At 36.1% G+C, this 14,779-nt stretch carries 12 protein-coding genes; 10 read left to right on the forward strand and 2 right to left on the reverse strand.

From position 1 onward, the window contains the following. Positions 1–3 precede the first annotated feature (3 nt). Positions 4–915 (reverse strand): DnaJ C-terminal domain-containing protein, encoded by a 912-nt coding sequence (locus HS1_RS09450; RefSeq protein WP_066064459.1) that lies wholly within the window; start codon positions 913–915, stop codon positions 4–6. 510 nt (positions 916–1,425) lie between these two features. On the opposite strand from HS1_RS09450, the gene HS1_RS09455 reads away from it, so the two are divergent. The 6 genes from HS1_RS09455 to folD all read left to right on the forward strand — a co-directional run bounded on the left by HS1_RS09455 (position 1,426) and on the right by folD (position 7,480). Further along, positions 1,426–2,460 (forward strand): rod shape-determining protein, encoded by a 1,035-nt coding sequence (locus HS1_RS09455; protein ID WP_066064462.1) that lies wholly within the window; start codon positions 1,426–1,428, stop codon positions 2,458–2,460. 106 nt (positions 2,461–2,566) lie between these two features. Further along, positions 2,567–3,286: a rod shape-determining protein MreC gene (mreC, locus tag HS1_RS09460; RefSeq protein WP_156469442.1), complete on the forward strand. Its 720-nt coding sequence runs from the start codon at positions 2,567–2,569 to the stop codon at positions 3,284–3,286. Beyond that, positions 3,273–3,752 (forward strand): hypothetical protein, encoded by a 480-nt coding sequence (locus tag HS1_RS09465; protein WP_066064468.1) that lies wholly within the window; start codon positions 3,273–3,275, stop codon positions 3,750–3,752. The genes mreC and HS1_RS09465 overlap by 14 nt, the downstream gene beginning before the upstream one ends. Further along, positions 3,742–5,532 (forward strand): penicillin-binding protein 2, encoded by a 1,791-nt coding sequence (mrdA, locus tag HS1_RS09470; protein ID WP_066064471.1) that lies wholly within the window; start codon positions 3,742–3,744, stop codon positions 5,530–5,532. The genes HS1_RS09465 and mrdA overlap by 11 nt, the downstream gene beginning before the upstream one ends. Beyond that, positions 5,519–6,607: a rod shape-determining protein RodA gene (gene rodA, locus HS1_RS09475; protein ID WP_066064475.1), complete on the forward strand. Its 1,089-nt coding sequence runs from the start codon at positions 5,519–5,521 to the stop codon at positions 6,605–6,607. Before mrdA ends, rodA begins: the two co-directional genes overlap by 14 nt. A 9-nt stretch (positions 6,608–6,616) precedes the next feature. Continuing rightward, the gene (folD, locus tag HS1_RS09480) at positions 6,617–7,480 is read left to right on the forward strand and encodes a bifunctional methylenetetrahydrofolate dehydrogenase/methenyltetrahydrofolate cyclohydrolase FolD (protein ID WP_156469443.1); all 864 of its coding nucleotides are present in this window, start codon (positions 6,617–6,619) and stop codon (positions 7,478–7,480) included. Here folD and HS1_RS09485 read toward each other — a convergent pair. After that, positions 7,477–8,145, reverse strand: a complete 669-nt coding sequence (locus HS1_RS09485) for a hypothetical protein (RefSeq protein WP_066064484.1) — start codon at positions 8,143–8,145, stop codon at positions 7,477–7,479. The genes folD and HS1_RS09485 overlap by 4 nt on opposite strands. Positions 8,146–8,496: 351 nt before the next feature. On the opposite strand from HS1_RS09485, the gene HS1_RS09490 reads away from it, so the two are divergent. Genes HS1_RS09490 through HS1_RS09505 form a run of 4 tightly spaced genes read left to right on the forward strand, consistent with a single transcriptional unit; the run spans position 8,497 to position 14,778 of the window. Then, entirely contained in the window at positions 8,497–10,878 is a 2,382-nt protein-coding gene (locus HS1_RS09490) for a tetratricopeptide repeat protein (protein ID WP_066064487.1), read from the forward strand. Positions 10,879–10,914: 36 nt separating this feature from the next. Beyond that, positions 10,915–11,844, forward strand: coding sequence for a polysaccharide biosynthesis/export family protein (locus tag HS1_RS09495; RefSeq protein WP_172793674.1), 930 nt, complete (start codon positions 10,915–10,917; stop codon positions 11,842–11,844). Between the two features lie 25 nt (positions 11,845–11,869). Next, positions 11,870–13,027 (forward strand): porin family protein, encoded by a 1,158-nt coding sequence (locus HS1_RS09500; RefSeq protein WP_156469444.1) that lies wholly within the window; start codon positions 11,870–11,872, stop codon positions 13,025–13,027. 8 nt (positions 13,028–13,035) lie between these two features. After that, complete coding sequence (locus tag HS1_RS09505; RefSeq protein WP_066064496.1) at positions 13,036–14,778, forward strand: GumC family protein; 1,743 nt, start codon at positions 13,036–13,038, stop codon at positions 14,776–14,778. Position 14,779: the final 1 nt, after the last annotated feature.

Consider the following 14,779-nt stretch of genomic DNA (forward strand, 5'->3'; position numbering starts at 1 on the left):
AGTCTATAATCCTAACCTAGCTAACTCTTCTATCAACCGTTTTTGCTCAGGTGTAAGATATTTAGGAACTTGAATAATGACTTGAACAAATAAGTCTCCTCTTCCTCCTTTTAAAGACGGCATCCCCTGACCTTTTACTCTTAATTTGGTATGAGACGGAGTGCCTGGGGGAACCTTTACCTCTAAGGTTTTACCTTCCAAAGTAGGAACATGGATAGTGGTGCCTAAGGCAGCTTGAGAAAAAGAAATAGTGCGATTAATGTATAGATGGTCACCTTCTCTTTTAAATAAAGGATGTTCTAATACTCTAATTCTTACATAAAGGTCTCCAGGTATCCCTGTGGGACCAAGCTCTCCTTTACCAGCTATCCTCAGTTTTTGGCCAGTATTTATACCACGAGGTATTTTTATAGTAATCCGTTCTTGCCTGCCACTCCGCTCATAAGCAATAGTTTTCTCACCACCTCTAGCTGCTTCTTCTAAACTAATAGGAAGTTCATAAATTAAATCAGGCCCCTTTACAGGTGTCCGTCTAGGTTGTTCATAATCAAAAGGACCGGTCCTGAAGTATACCCTTCTTGACCTTCCTGGTTTTCCCCCAAAGATGTAGGAAAAGAAATCTTCTGTACTAAACCCCAAGTCTTTAAAAATGTCCCCAATGTCAAAGTTGCGAAAAATATCTTCAGTAGTATATTGTTGATGAAAACTGGCCCCCATAGTATCATACTGCTGACGCTTTTTGGGGTCACTCAAAACTGCATAAGCCTCGTTGATTTCTTTAAATTTTTCTTCTGCCTCCTTACTTTTATTCCGATCGGGATGATATTTTAAAACCAAACGGCGATAGGCACGTTTAATCTCTTCCTGCGTAGCATTTCTAGGAACACCCAAAATCTGGTAATAATCCTTAGTCATCTTTCACCTCTGTTGTTTCTAAAGTAATTCCTTCCAGTAAGGATGTCAAGAAATATCAAATCAGGACTTTCCCCAGAATTTTTAAAAGCTTTCTAAAAAGAAAGATAAGGTAAGCTCCTCAAATCCGTAATAACTTTAAAAGAAAACGGTCAAATATAGTAACTGACCTTACGCACAGTATGATAACATGAAAAAGTTGTGCACCTCTAGTAGTATGATAATTGTTTTTTCAATTTTAAGCCATAACATTATAAAAAACCATTTTTTAAGGGTTGTGGTCAAAAAACTTTTTTCCTTTCAACCAACTCTACTTTTTAAAAAGGTTAGACGTATTTCCTTATTCCACTTATTGAACGCCAAAAATCCTTAATTCATTCCTGCCTGCCTGCCGGCAGGCAGACAGGGATGTTTTTTGGGAAACTCCAAGTTAAAGAAAAAAATTTCTTCCCATTGATAAAATCTAACAATTTTGGTAGTGTTTAGGAAAATTTAAAATTAAAGGAGTAAAAAGTGATTTTAGACTATATTTTGGGCTGGTTTTCTGATGATTTAGCCATAGATTTAGGCACAGCTAATAGTTTAGTATATGTGAGAGGGAAAGGGATTGTTTTAGATGAACCTTCTGTGGTTGCTGTGAAAAGGGATCGAAGGGGAAATAACAAAATTCTGGCAGTGGGCAAAGATGCTAAATCCATGGTAGGCAAAACACCGGGTAATATTGTGGCTATTAGACCCCTTAAAGATGGTGTAATTGCGGATTTTGAAGTGGCGGAAGAAATGATTCGATATTTTATTCAAAAGGCACATAATCGTCGTAGTCTTATCCGTCCCAGAGTGGTTATGGCCATTCCTTCAGGGATTACTCAGGTGGAGAAACGAGCGGTAAAAGAAGCGGCTGAATTAGCTGGGGCAAGAGAAGTTTATCTTATAGATGAACCTATGGCAGCAGCCATCGGAGCCGGACTACCTATTACCGAACCCAGGGCTAATATGGTGGTAGATATAGGAGGGGGCACAACAGAAGTAGCGGTTATTTCTTTAGGTGGAATTGTCTATTCCAGCTCAGTCAGAGTTGCAGGAGACAAGATGGATGAATCTATTTTGTTGTATATCAAGCATAAGTATAATCTTCTCATTGGAGAACATACTGCTGAACAGGTGAAGATTACTTTAGGCAATGCCTATTCTGAAAATGAAGAGAAGACAGTAAAGGTAAAAGGGCGAGATTTAATTAAAGGTATCCCTCGGACTATTGAAATTTCTTCTAAAGAAGTAAGGTTAGCTATTCAAGAACAAATAGATACCATTATAGGCATTGTAAAGGATGCCCTAGAGCAAACACCTCCTCAATTGGCAGCCGATATCGTAGATCAAGGTATTATGTTGACTGGTGGCTGTGCTTTATTAAGCGGTTTGGATAAATTATTAATGGAGGAGACACAGTTACCGGTATTTGTAGCAGAAGCCCCTCTTTCTACAGTAGTTTTGGGGGTAGGAAAGACTTTAGAGAACATTTCTATTTTAAAACAAGTTGCAGCTATATAAAATAATCAGCAAAATTTTCAAAAGAAAAAGAATAATAAGTATTCTTTTTCTTGTTAGCTTAATTATTTTTATTGATTTTAAATTTCAGTTTATTAACCAATTCTTAATGGAATGTTCTGCCCCTATTACTAAACAAATTGTAAATGGTTGGTATTATCTTCAAAAAATTAAAGAAGAATACTTTGCCTTAAGAGAAGTCAAAAAAGAAAACTTACAATTGAGAAAAAAATTGGCTGAATTAAACCAAAAGGAGGTTTTCTATCGTGAGCTTCTTTTGGCCAATCAAAGGTTACAATCACTATTGAAGCTTAAGCAAAAATTGAAATATCCTTCTTTAAGTGCAAATGTGATTAGTTACACACCTTATTTTAATCCTAAATTAGTGTTTATAGATAAAGGGCGGAAGGAGGGTTTGAAGTTACATTTTCCAGTATTGAATATTCAGGGAGTCGTAGGACAAATAGTCATGCTTTCTTCCCACTATGCTAAAGTGTTGACCATCATTGATGCCAATAGCCGAATAGGAGTGAAGTCCCAAAGAACTAGAGTAAACGGGATTTTTATAGGCACTGGGATAAATACAGGGGAAATAAAATATATAATGAAGGATAAAGATGTTAAAGTAGATGATTTATTCATTACCTCTGGTTTAGATGGCATCTTTCCTAAAGGTCTTTCGGTGGGAAGGGTAACCAGCATTTCTGAGCCTAAAACCGGTCTATTTAAAAAGATAAAGGTCAGAACTAGTGTTGATTTTTGCTGTTTAGAAGAAGTGCTTGTTTTATTAAAACCTTCACAATGGTCTTTTCCTAATGGACAAAACTAAAAAAAAATTTTTATTCTTCGGATTGTGGCCTGGGATTTGGTTTTTATTGGCTATCTTCCCCTATTTTTGTTGGTTTGGCAAATTTAGTTTTATTTTATTTTGGTTATCAGGGATTTACATAGCTATATTCGGAAATAAGCCTTATTTATGGTTGGGTTTTTGGGGTGGATTACTGGATGTGTATAAAGGTAATACCTTGGGGCCTTATTTTACTGCTTTTCTTTGTATGGGATGGTTAATTAGCAAAACTAAGCACAAATTTATCCCAAATTTCCCCAACCAGATGATATTGAGCTTTTTAACCATTCTATTCTTACATGGGTGGTGTTATGGCTGGGAAATAATATTTGATTTAAATAAAAATGGATATAAAATGAAAGAAGTTTTATTTTTTGCCTTAGGCGGGGCATGTTTGGCCCCTCTTATTTTTAAATTTTATAATATTTTTACTCAAGATGTCCCTTAATAAAGATTGTATTTTAGACAACTGGGGAAAAAGACTTAAGCTCTTTCGTTGGTTAATTTTATGTTTTTTTTTAATTATTATCCTTCGTCTATTTCATCTCCAAGTGGTTAAAGGAGAATTCTATGCCATTCGAGCAGAAAACAACCGGCTGGAAATTGAATCAATTCCTGCCCCCAGAGGAGTTATCTATGATAGAAAAGGGCGAATTTTGGCTACTAATCGCCCTTGTTTTTGTCTTTTACTCTACCCTCAAAAACTTCCTCATAAGAAGCATATTTTGGAGTCTTATGCCTCATTCCTAGCTCCTATTTTAAAAAAATCTCCCTCTGAAATAATGTCTATGCTTAAAAAAAGCTTAGTATATCCCCTAAGGCCTATTTATTTAAAGAAAGACCTAACCTGGGAAGAAGTAACCACTCTGGAATCATCCCACTATTTTTTCTCTGCCTTGAAAATACATGTTATTCCTTTACGTTTTTATCCTCATTGTTCTTTGGCCTGCCATCTTCTTGGTTACGTCAGCCTTATAAGTGCAGAAGAAATTAAGTCAATGCCTGAAGCAGAGCCAATCGACTTTATAGGCAAAATTGGTATAGAAAAACTCCTCCAATCCACTCTGGCTGGGAAAAAAGGGAAACGTTTTTTAGAAGTAGATGCCTTAGGTCACATCAGGCGTGTTTTAAAAGAAACACCACCTATTTCAGGTAATAACCTATATTTAACTTTAGATGCTAAATTACAAGCCTATGCTGAACAGTTACTTAAAGGCAAAACAGGTGTTATTGTGGCCCTTTCCCCCAAAACTGGAGAAGTTTTGACTTTAGCTAGTAATCCTGGTTTTGACCCAAACTTATTTGTGAATGGAATGGATAAAAAAACTTGGCAAAAATTAAAAGATAATCCCCAAAATCCTCTTCAAAATCGAGCTACCACGGGAGTTTATCCTCCAGGTTCTATATTAAAAATAGTTACTGCTTTAGCTGCCTTGGAAAATAAAGTCATTTCTGCCCACACCAAAATTAATTGTCCAGGGAAATTTCTCTTTGGGGACCGTGTTTTTCGGTGTTGGAAAAAGGGAGGCCATGGTGTACTTGATATAAAAAGGGCCATTATTCAATCCTGTGATGTCTTCTTTTATCAACTTGGTGCTTGGTTAGGTATTGAAAAATTAGCAGATTATGCCAAACAATGTGGTTTTGGTCAATATAGCGGTATTGGCATTGAAGAAGTTTCAGGCCATGTGCCTGCATCCCCTAATAAGTGGCCAAAGGGAGAGGCCTTAAACATGGCTATTGGTCAAGGCTCTTTTTTGGCTACCCCTCTACAAATTGCCCAATTTTTTGCTGCCTTGGCCAATGGAGGTAATATTTATCGCCCCAGAATTGTGTTAAAGATAGTTGGACCAAAGGGCAAAATCGTTGAAGAAACAAAACCAAAAATAAACAGCAAATTGCCTATTTCAACCCATAATTTAAAGCTTATCAAGGAAGCCTTAGCAGGAGTAATAAATGACCCTCGCGGCACTGGTTATAATGCACGCTCGCACCGCGTGGTTATAGCTGGTAAGACAGGAACAGCTCAAGTGATTTCTTTACCTCAAAAGAAGCTTTCTAAATTACCAGTTTCTCATAGAGACCATGCCTGGTTTGCTGGTTTTGCCCCTGTAAAAACACCTCAAATTGCAGTGGTAGTGCTAATTGAACATGGAGGACATGGTGGAGCTACGGCTGCTCCTATTGCCACCAAATTAATAGAGGCATATTTAAATGAAAATAGCTAGATTTTGCCTTACCACTTCAGGTCAGATGTTGTTTGTTCTCACAACCTTGGTAAGTATTGGCCTGCTTAATTTATACAGTGCTACTTATTATTTGGGGCCAAAGGCTATACTCTTTAAAAAACAACTATTTTGGACGGGCTTGGGTTTTATCACGTTGTGGGTATTCAGCACAATAGACCATCGCAAATTGCGTATTTATGCTTATCATATTTATACCATTACTGTATTGTTGCTTTTTGCTCTTTTGGTTCTTGCTCCTCCTTTATTGGGAACAAAAAGATGGTTTGCCTTAGGTCCCATTTCCATTCAACCTTCGGAGTTGGCTAAAATAGTATTCATTATTACCATAGCCCAATATTTGAGTGAAACCAAGCTAGAAAGTCAAACCCTAAAGGTATTCTTAAAGGCCTTGATATTGACGGTTATTCCTGTATTCCTAGTAGTCCTAGAGCCAGATTTAGGCACAGGAGTAATTCTTTTAATCCTATTTGGGAGTATATGTATCTTAAGCAAGGTGTCCAATAAAATACTTTTAGTTATGGGGAGCTTAACCATTGCCTTTTTGCCCTTTATCTGGAAGTTTATGCTTAAAGATTACCAAAGAGCAAGGATTTTGGGATTTTTATTTCCCCACAAAGACCCATTAGGGATTGGTTACCATGTTTTACAATCAAAAACTGCTATTGGGTCAGGAAGGCTGTGGGGGAATGGATTTTTAAAAGGAACCCAGTCCCAACTGCATTTTCTGCCTGAACATTACACTGACTTTGTCTTTTCTGTATTTGCAGAACAATGGGGCTTTATGGGATGTATTATATTATTAACCCTTTATCTTTTGCTTATTTTGATGGGAATTAAAATCTGTCAGCGTGCTAATCATCCCTTTGCATTTTTACTGGCAGGAGGCATTACAGCTTTGTTTTTTTGGCAAGTGTTTATTAATATTGCCATGACCTTGGGGCTCTTACCTGTTGTAGGAGTGCCTTTACCCTTTATGAGTTATGGTGGTTCTGCTATGTTGGTTAATTTTATAGCTGTGGGTATATTGATAAATATTGACATTAAAAATTCTTGAGAGGAGGAAATAATGGGAAAAATCCTTGATGGTAAAGCATGTTCAGCTCAAATTCGAGCAGCGTTGGCCAGTGAGATAAAAACCATTATTTCTAAGGTGGAAAGGCCACCTTGTTTAGCGGTTATCTGGGTAGGGGAAAATCCGGCTTCAGCTACTTATGTTAAGGCAAAGGGGAAGGCATGTGAAAAAATAGGGATGGATTTTCAATTACACCATTTGCCTGAAACCGTGACTGAGAAAGAATTGATAGCGTTAATTCATTCTTTAAATAAAAACCACAATGTAGATGCGCTGTTGGTGCAACTACCATTACCTAAGCAAATTTCAGAAGAGAGTGTGGTTTCTGCCATTTCTCCTGAAAAGGATGCCGATGGGTTTCATCCATACAACTTAGGAAGATTGATAATGGGAAACCCTACTTTTATTCCTTGCACTCCAGCAGGTATATTGGAGCTATTGCATAAAAATGAAATAGACACTACAGGAAAGGAAGTAGTTATTGTGGGTAGGAGCAATATTGTAGGTAAACCCCTAGCTGTGCTTTTAATGCAGAAGGCATTGGGTAATGCCACAGTTACTGTGTGTCATACAGCAACTAGGGACCTTGTCTTTCATACTAAAAGGGCAGATATCTTGATTGTAGCTGCTGGAAGGCCCAGAATGATTAAGGCAGATATGGTAAAAGAAGGAGGGGTAGTAGTTGATGTAGGGATCCATCGCACAGAACAAGGCCTTTGTGGAGATGTGGACTTTGAGGAAGTGGAGCCAAAGACTTTTGCTATCACTCCTGTGCCTGGTGGTGTAGGCCCTATGACAGTAGCCATGCTTTTAAAAAATACTGTGCTGGCATGGAAAGGAAGATATAAAGTTTAAACTTGAGGCCAAATCTTTTTCCCTTGATACCAAATTTCGCCTTTATTGTTTTGGCTAAAGGCAGAAAGACTAAAACCTTTAACCTTACCATCAATAATTAACTTTCCACCTTTCATAAAATAAGCAGTCCAGGAACCAGCATTTCCTGTAATTCTTAAATAAGATTTTTCCTGATTTTCATAGCCCAAAAGAGAAATAGCATTCTTTAGTTTTTTGGTATTCAAATTAACATTTATGGGTTCAATCTGTTTAAATTCTTTACCTTTTTCCATTTCTTCCTTGATGTACTGATTTACTGTTCTATTTAAAAGAAGAGAAATAAGAAGACCTAAAGTAACCGTAGAATATTTTTTCTCCTCATATCTTTCTATTAATTGATTTAATACTTCCTCCAAATATTGAGCCTTAATTTCCTTTATTTTGACAATGACTTCTTGAGAAAGTATATTAGCAGTATCTTTAGGAATACGCCTTACTTGATTTTTCCATTCATCATATAGTTTCTCAATTTCATCCACAATTTCTTTAACTTCCTTTTCCTTTTGTTTAACTTCTTTAAATTTATTTTGGTAGGCTATTTTTCTGTTTCTTATTGTTTTCTCTATCTCTGTTTCTGAAATATTTAAGACCCTTTCTGCTAACTTCTGAATTTTTTGACGCAGCATATTTTTTATTTTATGCTCTTAATTGAATGCTGTAAATGCTTTATTTACAAAGTTATCCCTGCAACAATTTTATATTTGAACATTCCCCAAAATTTAGGCGTTAATCTTTAAAAACATCCCTGTCTGCCTGCCGGCAGGCAGGCCTGTCTGCCGACAGGCAGGGATGAATTAAGGATTTTTGGCGTTCAATAAGTGGAATAAGAAAATACCTTAAGGTTAACTTCTTTAAAAAGTAGAGTTAGTTAAAGGAATAAAATGTCTTAATGTGCATCTGATTTTTTTAAACAGCCTGCATATTCTTGACAATAATCGATAAAAAATCTACAAAGATAAAAAATATAAGGTTTTTCTATGAAATTTTACCGATTTAGCATTTTTCTGATTATTATCTTAAGTATTGCCTGTGGTAGTGTGGAAGAAAGGAGGGATAAGTTTTTTCAAAAGGGTCAACTGCTCTTTGAAAAGGGAGATTATGTTAAGGCCCGCCTGGAGTTCAAAAATGCTATTCAAATAGACCCCAAATTTGCTAAAGGATATTATATGGTAGGTTTGTGTGCATATCAATTGAGAAATTGGTCAGAGGCCTTTGCCAATTTCCAACGGGCCATAGAATTAGACCCCCATCTATATGATGCCCAGATAAAAATTGGTCAGTTCTATCTTTTAAGTAAAAAACCAGAAAAGGCTTTGGAAAAGGCAGAGTTTGTCCTAAAAAATGCCCCTGAAAATATAGATGCCTTAATGTTAAAGGCTAGGGTATATAAAGCCAAAAAGGCATTTTCTAAGGCTATCCAAATTTCAAAACAGGTGATCAAACTTGTTCCTAAAACTTACGCAGCCTACGTTTTTCTGGCACAAATTTATTTCACCAATAAACAGTTTTCTAAAGCAGAAAATATACTTAAGCAAGGTTTAGAAAAAAATCCTAAGGATTTAAACTTTTATATTGCCCTAGCTAGTTTTTATGCTACTCAAGGAAAGTTATCTCAGGCAGAAGAATATTATAAAAAGGCCATAAATTTGTCCCCAGAAGATAAGAAATTACAGATATTGCTGGCTAATTTTTATGCCCGCTCCGGGCAGTTTGATAAAGGGGAAAAAATCTTAAATTCTCTAATAAAATCTGAGCCTAAAGATTACAAATATCGGCTTGCCCTGGCCGGATTATTTATGGAAAAAAAAGATTTAGAAGGGGCAAAAAACGTTTTAGAACAGGCTATAAGAGATTTACCCAAACAAGCAGAGCTTTATCTCAGATTAGCTAATTTATATATCTTAATGGGACAGGGTCAAAAGGCCGTTTCAATACTTAAAAAATGCATAGAAACACTACCTGATGACCCTCTTGTTTATGAGGCCCACAATAGCCTAGCTAGGATTTATCTGAAAAATAAAGATTATGACCAGGCATACCAAGAGATTGATTTGGTCTTAAAGGAAAAACCCAAAAATCTAACTGCACATTTTCTAAAAGGTAAATATTATTTGGCACAAGGGAAGGGACTGGATGCCATCAGTGAATTCAGGGTTGTTTTGGAAGAACAGCCTAATTTTGCAGAAGTACATTATCTACTGGCTCAGGCCCATCTTTTGAACAACGAACCCCTTTTGGCAAAAGAGGTGTTGAAAAAGGCCATAAAACTGGCCCCTAAAGCGTTAGAAATACGGTATCTTTTGGCTGATGTTTATATAAAAGAAAATGATTTGGGACAAGCAGAACAGGAGCTCAATAAAATTTTAGAAATAGCTCCTAAACAACCACTGGCACTTTTAAAACTGGGAGATTTATACCTTCATAAAGGTAAAATTGAGAGGGCTGAGAAAAAATATTTAAAAATTTTAAAAATAAATCAAAGAGATGTCCTTGCAAATTATAAATTAGGAATCGTTCAGAGACTTAAAGGACAGCCTGATAAGGCCATAGAATATTTTAATAAGGCACTGAATATCAAAAAGGATTTCATAGATGCCTTTTATCAGCTTGTTAACACCTATGTGGCCCAAAAGGCGTTTTCTAAGGCTATAGCAGCTTGCCAAAAATATTTAGATACCGTCCCAAAATATAAACCAAATATCTATGTTTTATTAGCTAAAGTTTTTATAAATCAAAACAATCTTTCTAAAGCAGAAGAAGCCCTTTTAAAGGCCCTGGAGGCTAATCCTCATTTCTTACCTGCTTATTTTAATCTGTCCACAGTCTATTATTTAAATTATAGAAAAGAAGCCCCTAAACATTACAGAGAATTTATTGAAAAAAAGTTCAATAGGGCGGCAGAGGCCTGGTTTGTGTTGGCAAATTTTTATGAAAGAGAAAAGGATTACCAACAAGCAGAGTTTTATTATAAGGAAGCCCTAAAGAGAAATCCTGAGTTTGTATTGGCTGCCAACAACCTGGCTTTCCTTTATGCAGATAAAAATGATGCCAAAAATATAAAACAAGCCAAGAAATTAATAGAAAAGGTATTAAAGAAATATCCCCAAAAAGCCACTTTTTGGGATACTGCTGGTTGGGTTTATTATCGTTTGAAACAATATGATAAGGCTATTTCTCATTTAAAAAAGGCTATCCAGATAGCGCCTTCTACACCTGTTTATCACTACCATCTGGGGATGGTTTATAAAGCGAAGGGGGAGTTGAATTTGGCCAAAACAGAGCTAAGAAAGGTAATAGAGAGTGAGGGGGAATTTGAAGAGAAAAGCTTGGCAAGGAAGGTTTATAAAGAGATTAAATAATAAAAAATGACTTTACAAATAGGAGGCATTTTTGCCATGAAAAAGTTTACTATATGTTTTATAATATATTTTTGTGTGATAAGTTTTAGCAAAATTGCAGCCAGTGAAAAAGGAACTTTCATAAAGGAGATTCAAGTTAAATCCCAAGCCAAGACATTGGAAATAGAACTTATAGCTAATGGTCCTATTTCTGAGTATCGTTCTTTTACCACAGATAAACCAACTAGATTAATAATAGATACTTCTTTGTCTGATTGCAAAATCCCAAAAGTTTATCCTTTAAACAACCCTAGTTATTCCCAGATACGGTGGGGAATTAATAAGGGGAAGTTGCGTCTGGTCATTGATTCTAACTTAAAGCAAATCCCTCCTTATGAAATTTCTACTCAAAACAATATATTGAAAGTAGTGCTTGATTCAGAAAAAACATTATCTCCTGTTACTCCTGTTAAAAAGGCTGAAAAGGTTGAAAAATTAGAACAAGGAGGCTTCCTTTTAGGCCCAGAAGATATATTAGAAATTTCTGTTTGGAAGGATGAAACATTGACCAAACAAGTGGTTGTTCGTCCTGATGGAAAGATTTCCTTTCCCTTAATTGGAGAAATCCAAGCTGCAGGACGCACTGTAGAGGACCTAAGAAAAGAAATAATTGAAAAACTCAGTGAATTTATATCTGACCCTGTGGTAACAGTTATGGTAATTGGTATAAACAGCTATAAAATTTATGTCATAGGCAAGGTGAATAAACCTGGGGCATACACAGTAGGCAGATCAGTAAATGTCATGCAGGCCTTGAGTATGGCAGGTGGTTTTTCACCCTTTGCTGATTTAGATAATATCAGTATCCTTCGGGAACAAAATGGAAAGCAAATCAGAATAAAGTTCAATTATAAAGAAGTGGCCAAGGGGAAACACCTAGAAGAAAATATATTGCTAAAAAGAGGTGACGTGATTGTTGTTCCATAAGTGCTCTATTTGGAGATTTTTTTTATTGTTTCTATTTCTATTCAAATCCGGTTATCTCTGGAGTGAGCAAAGGTTAATAAATGCATCCATAGCCGTGAGAGAAATGTATGATGATAATATATACTTGTGTTCCACCGTGGAAATAGATGATTTTATCACCCTCATCAGACCCGAAGTGAATATAGATGTTAAAACTGAACGAACGGATATTAAGGGAGGAATTACTTTAAATGTTCAGAGGTATGCTGATGAAAGTCAACTAAATACTACTGATCAAATTTATGCCCTTACTGCCAGTTTTTTGAGTTCAGAGCGGCTGAGCCTTGGGCTAGATGGAAGGTATACAAAGGACACAACCTTGGAAACAGAGTTGACAGAAACAGGGATAGGATTAATTAGAACTATAAGAAAAAATTATTTCTTTAGTCCATCTGCTACTTATATCTTATCAGAAAGAGATAGCTTGACTATTACCCCATTTTATACCCGCACCAATTATCAGTCACCAGATTATAGTGATTACTGGGTAAGTGGAGTTAATTTGAATTATAGACATCTCTTAAAAAACGAGCGTCTTTCTTTAATAGGCCAAGCAGGATATAATTATGTTAAATTTAAACCCAGTGAGTCTATTTATGAAGGACATTATCATAATTGTCAAATTTATGGGGGTATAAATTATCTTTTCTCTGAAACTATTACTATGAATTTTCTCATTGGATTGAGGTATACAAATTCAAAAATGACATATTGGTGGTATCCTTTTATTATTCTCTATAAAGACAAAACCGTGGGGTGGGTAGCTGATGCAAGCTTGTCTAAAACCTATGAAAGGGGTTCACTTACCTTGGGGGCACGCAGGGAAATCTTACCCAGTGGCTGGGCAGGCCAGCTAGAGACAAACAGATTTTACATATATTTTGTAAATAAGTTTACTGAGAGATTACAAGGGAGAATAAATATCTCTTACTATAAAGGGGAATATCCAAGACCAATGGGTATGGAAATCAGTGATTATAGCTACCATACTTGGCATATCATACCAACATTACACTATTATTTAACGAAACATCTAGCTATAGAGCTAAATTATTCATATACTTCTTATAAAAGCACCATTCATTCTGATAGAAATACGGTTTTTTTGGGAATTAGGTGGGAAGGGCAATATTTATGGGAGTAACATAAAAAATGCAGAGTGATACTGAAAGGGTTCCAAAAACATTAGGTGATTATATCAGGATTTTTCAAAGGCGAAAAAAAAGCATCCTCATTCCATTTTTCTTACTGTTTTTTACCACTTGCATCATTGCCTTTTCACTCCCTTCTGTTTATCGCTCCAGTGCCACTATCCTTATTGAGGAACAAGAAGTGCCTCCTGAATTTATCAGAAGCACAGTTACTGGCTATTTAGAAGAGCGTCTTCAAACCCTCACCCAACAGATTATGAGTCGCCCTAGTCTATTGGAAGTAATAAATAGATTTAATCTCTATGCAGATTTACGAGATAAATATACCATAGATGAAATTGTAGAAAAAATGCGTGATAGCATTAAATTAGAAACCATCAGCACAGAAGCTTCCAATCCTCGTGGAGGAAGGCCTGTTTCTGCCACAGTAGCTTTTACTATTTCTTATGAAGGAAAAAATCCTGACATTGTGCAGCGAGTCGCCAATCATCTAGCCTCTTTATATCTGGAGGAGAATTTAAAAAATAGAGAAGAGAAGGCCAAAGGCACTACCCAGTTTTTAGAAAATCAACTGGAAATCCTCAGAAAACAAATTGCAGATTTGGATCATAAAATTGCGGCATTTAAGGAAAAACACTTGGCTGAGCTACCTGAATTGATGCAATTAAACTTAGAAACCTTGCGCAGAATGCAAAATGAAATAAATAACATAGACCAACAAATAAAAAACTTAGAAGAGAGAAAAATTTATTTACAGGGGCAATTGGCCACCATAAGTCCATATTCATCCATAATTACTGAGACCGGGGAACGTATATTGGGTCCAGAAGACAGGCTTAAGATATTACAGAGCCAATATCTTACTTTGATGGCCACTCTTTCTCCTAAACATCCAGATGTGGTAAAGGTCAAACGGGAGATAGAAAAACTAAAAAATGAGGTTAAGAACAAGGAAAGTTTACCAGATAAGGTTAAAAGATTAAAAAATCTGAAGGCTCGTTTAGTGGAATTAAGGGGACGTTTTTCTGAAAAACACCCTGATGTAAAGAAAATTAAACGGGAGATTGCCTCTTTAGAAAAGGAAATAGAGGACGTTTCAAAAAACACAAATACTACTATAGCCAAAGAACCTGATAATCCTGCCTATATTAACCTCTCTACCCAAATTTCATCTACAGAGATAGAAATCAAAAACTTAAAACAACAGAGGGAAAAATTGAAAAAAAGGTTAGAAGATTATGAGAAACGCTTAGAAAAAATGCCAGAAGTAGAACGAAAATATCAGGAAATGCTTCGGGATAAGGTCAATGCAGAAACTAGATACCGGGAGTTAATGAATCAACTGATGGAGGCCAAGTCAGCCCAAGGACTGGAAGAGAGTCAAAAGGGAGAACGTTTGACTATAATTGACCCTCCTCACCGTCCGGAGAAACCATACAAGCCAAATCGTCCTGCTATTATACTTATAGGGTTTATCTTAGCCCTGGGGGGAGGTATTGGAATGGGTTCTATAATGGAATATACAGACCGTTCAGTAAAAGGTGTTACTGACATTGCTAGTATTACCGATGTTCCAGTCTTAGTGGTTTTACCTAAAATTAAAACAGAAGAGGAAGAAAAACAGGAGAAAAGAAGGAAACGGATTTATGCCATCATTATCGCCCTGGCCATAATTGTTTTTATCATCATCGTTCACATTTTCTTCATCAGACTGGATATTTTGTGGACTAAAATTTTTAGGTAAG

The organism is Candidatus Desulfofervidus auxilii (assembly GCF_001577525.1).
GTDB classification, from domain to species: Bacteria; Desulfobacterota; Desulfofervidia; order Desulfofervidales; family Desulfofervidaceae; genus Desulfofervidus; species Desulfofervidus auxilii.

Bases quoted from the DNA above. Each gene is read 5' to 3' on its own strand.
- HS1_RS09495 (WP_172793674.1), top strand. From the start codon at position 10,915: ATGAAAAAGTTTACTATATGTTTTATAATATATTTTTGTGTGATAAGT.
- HS1_RS09450 (WP_066064459.1), bottom strand. From the start codon at position 915: ATGACTAAGGATTATTACCAGATTTTGGGTGTTCCTAGAAATGCTACG.
- HS1_RS09465 (WP_066064468.1), top strand. From the start codon at position 3,273: ATGGACAAAACTAAAAAAAAATTTTTATTCTTCGGATTGTGGCCTGGG.
- HS1_RS09485 (WP_066064484.1), bottom strand. From the start codon at position 8,145: ATGCTGCGTCAAAAAATTCAGAAGTTAGCAGAAAGGGTCTTAAATATT.
- HS1_RS09490 (WP_066064487.1), top strand. From the start codon at position 8,497: ATGAAATTTTACCGATTTAGCATTTTTCTGATTATTATCTTAAGTATT.
- mreC (WP_156469442.1), top strand. From the start codon at position 2,567: ATGGAATGTTCTGCCCCTATTACTAAACAAATTGTAAATGGTTGGTAT.
- mrdA (WP_066064471.1), top strand. From the start codon at position 3,742: ATGTCCCTTAATAAAGATTGTATTTTAGACAACTGGGGAAAAAGACTT.
- HS1_RS09505 (WP_066064496.1), top strand. From the start codon at position 13,036: ATGCAGAGTGATACTGAAAGGGTTCCAAAAACATTAGGTGATTATATC.
- rodA (WP_066064475.1), top strand. From the start codon at position 5,519: ATGAAAATAGCTAGATTTTGCCTTACCACTTCAGGTCAGATGTTGTTT.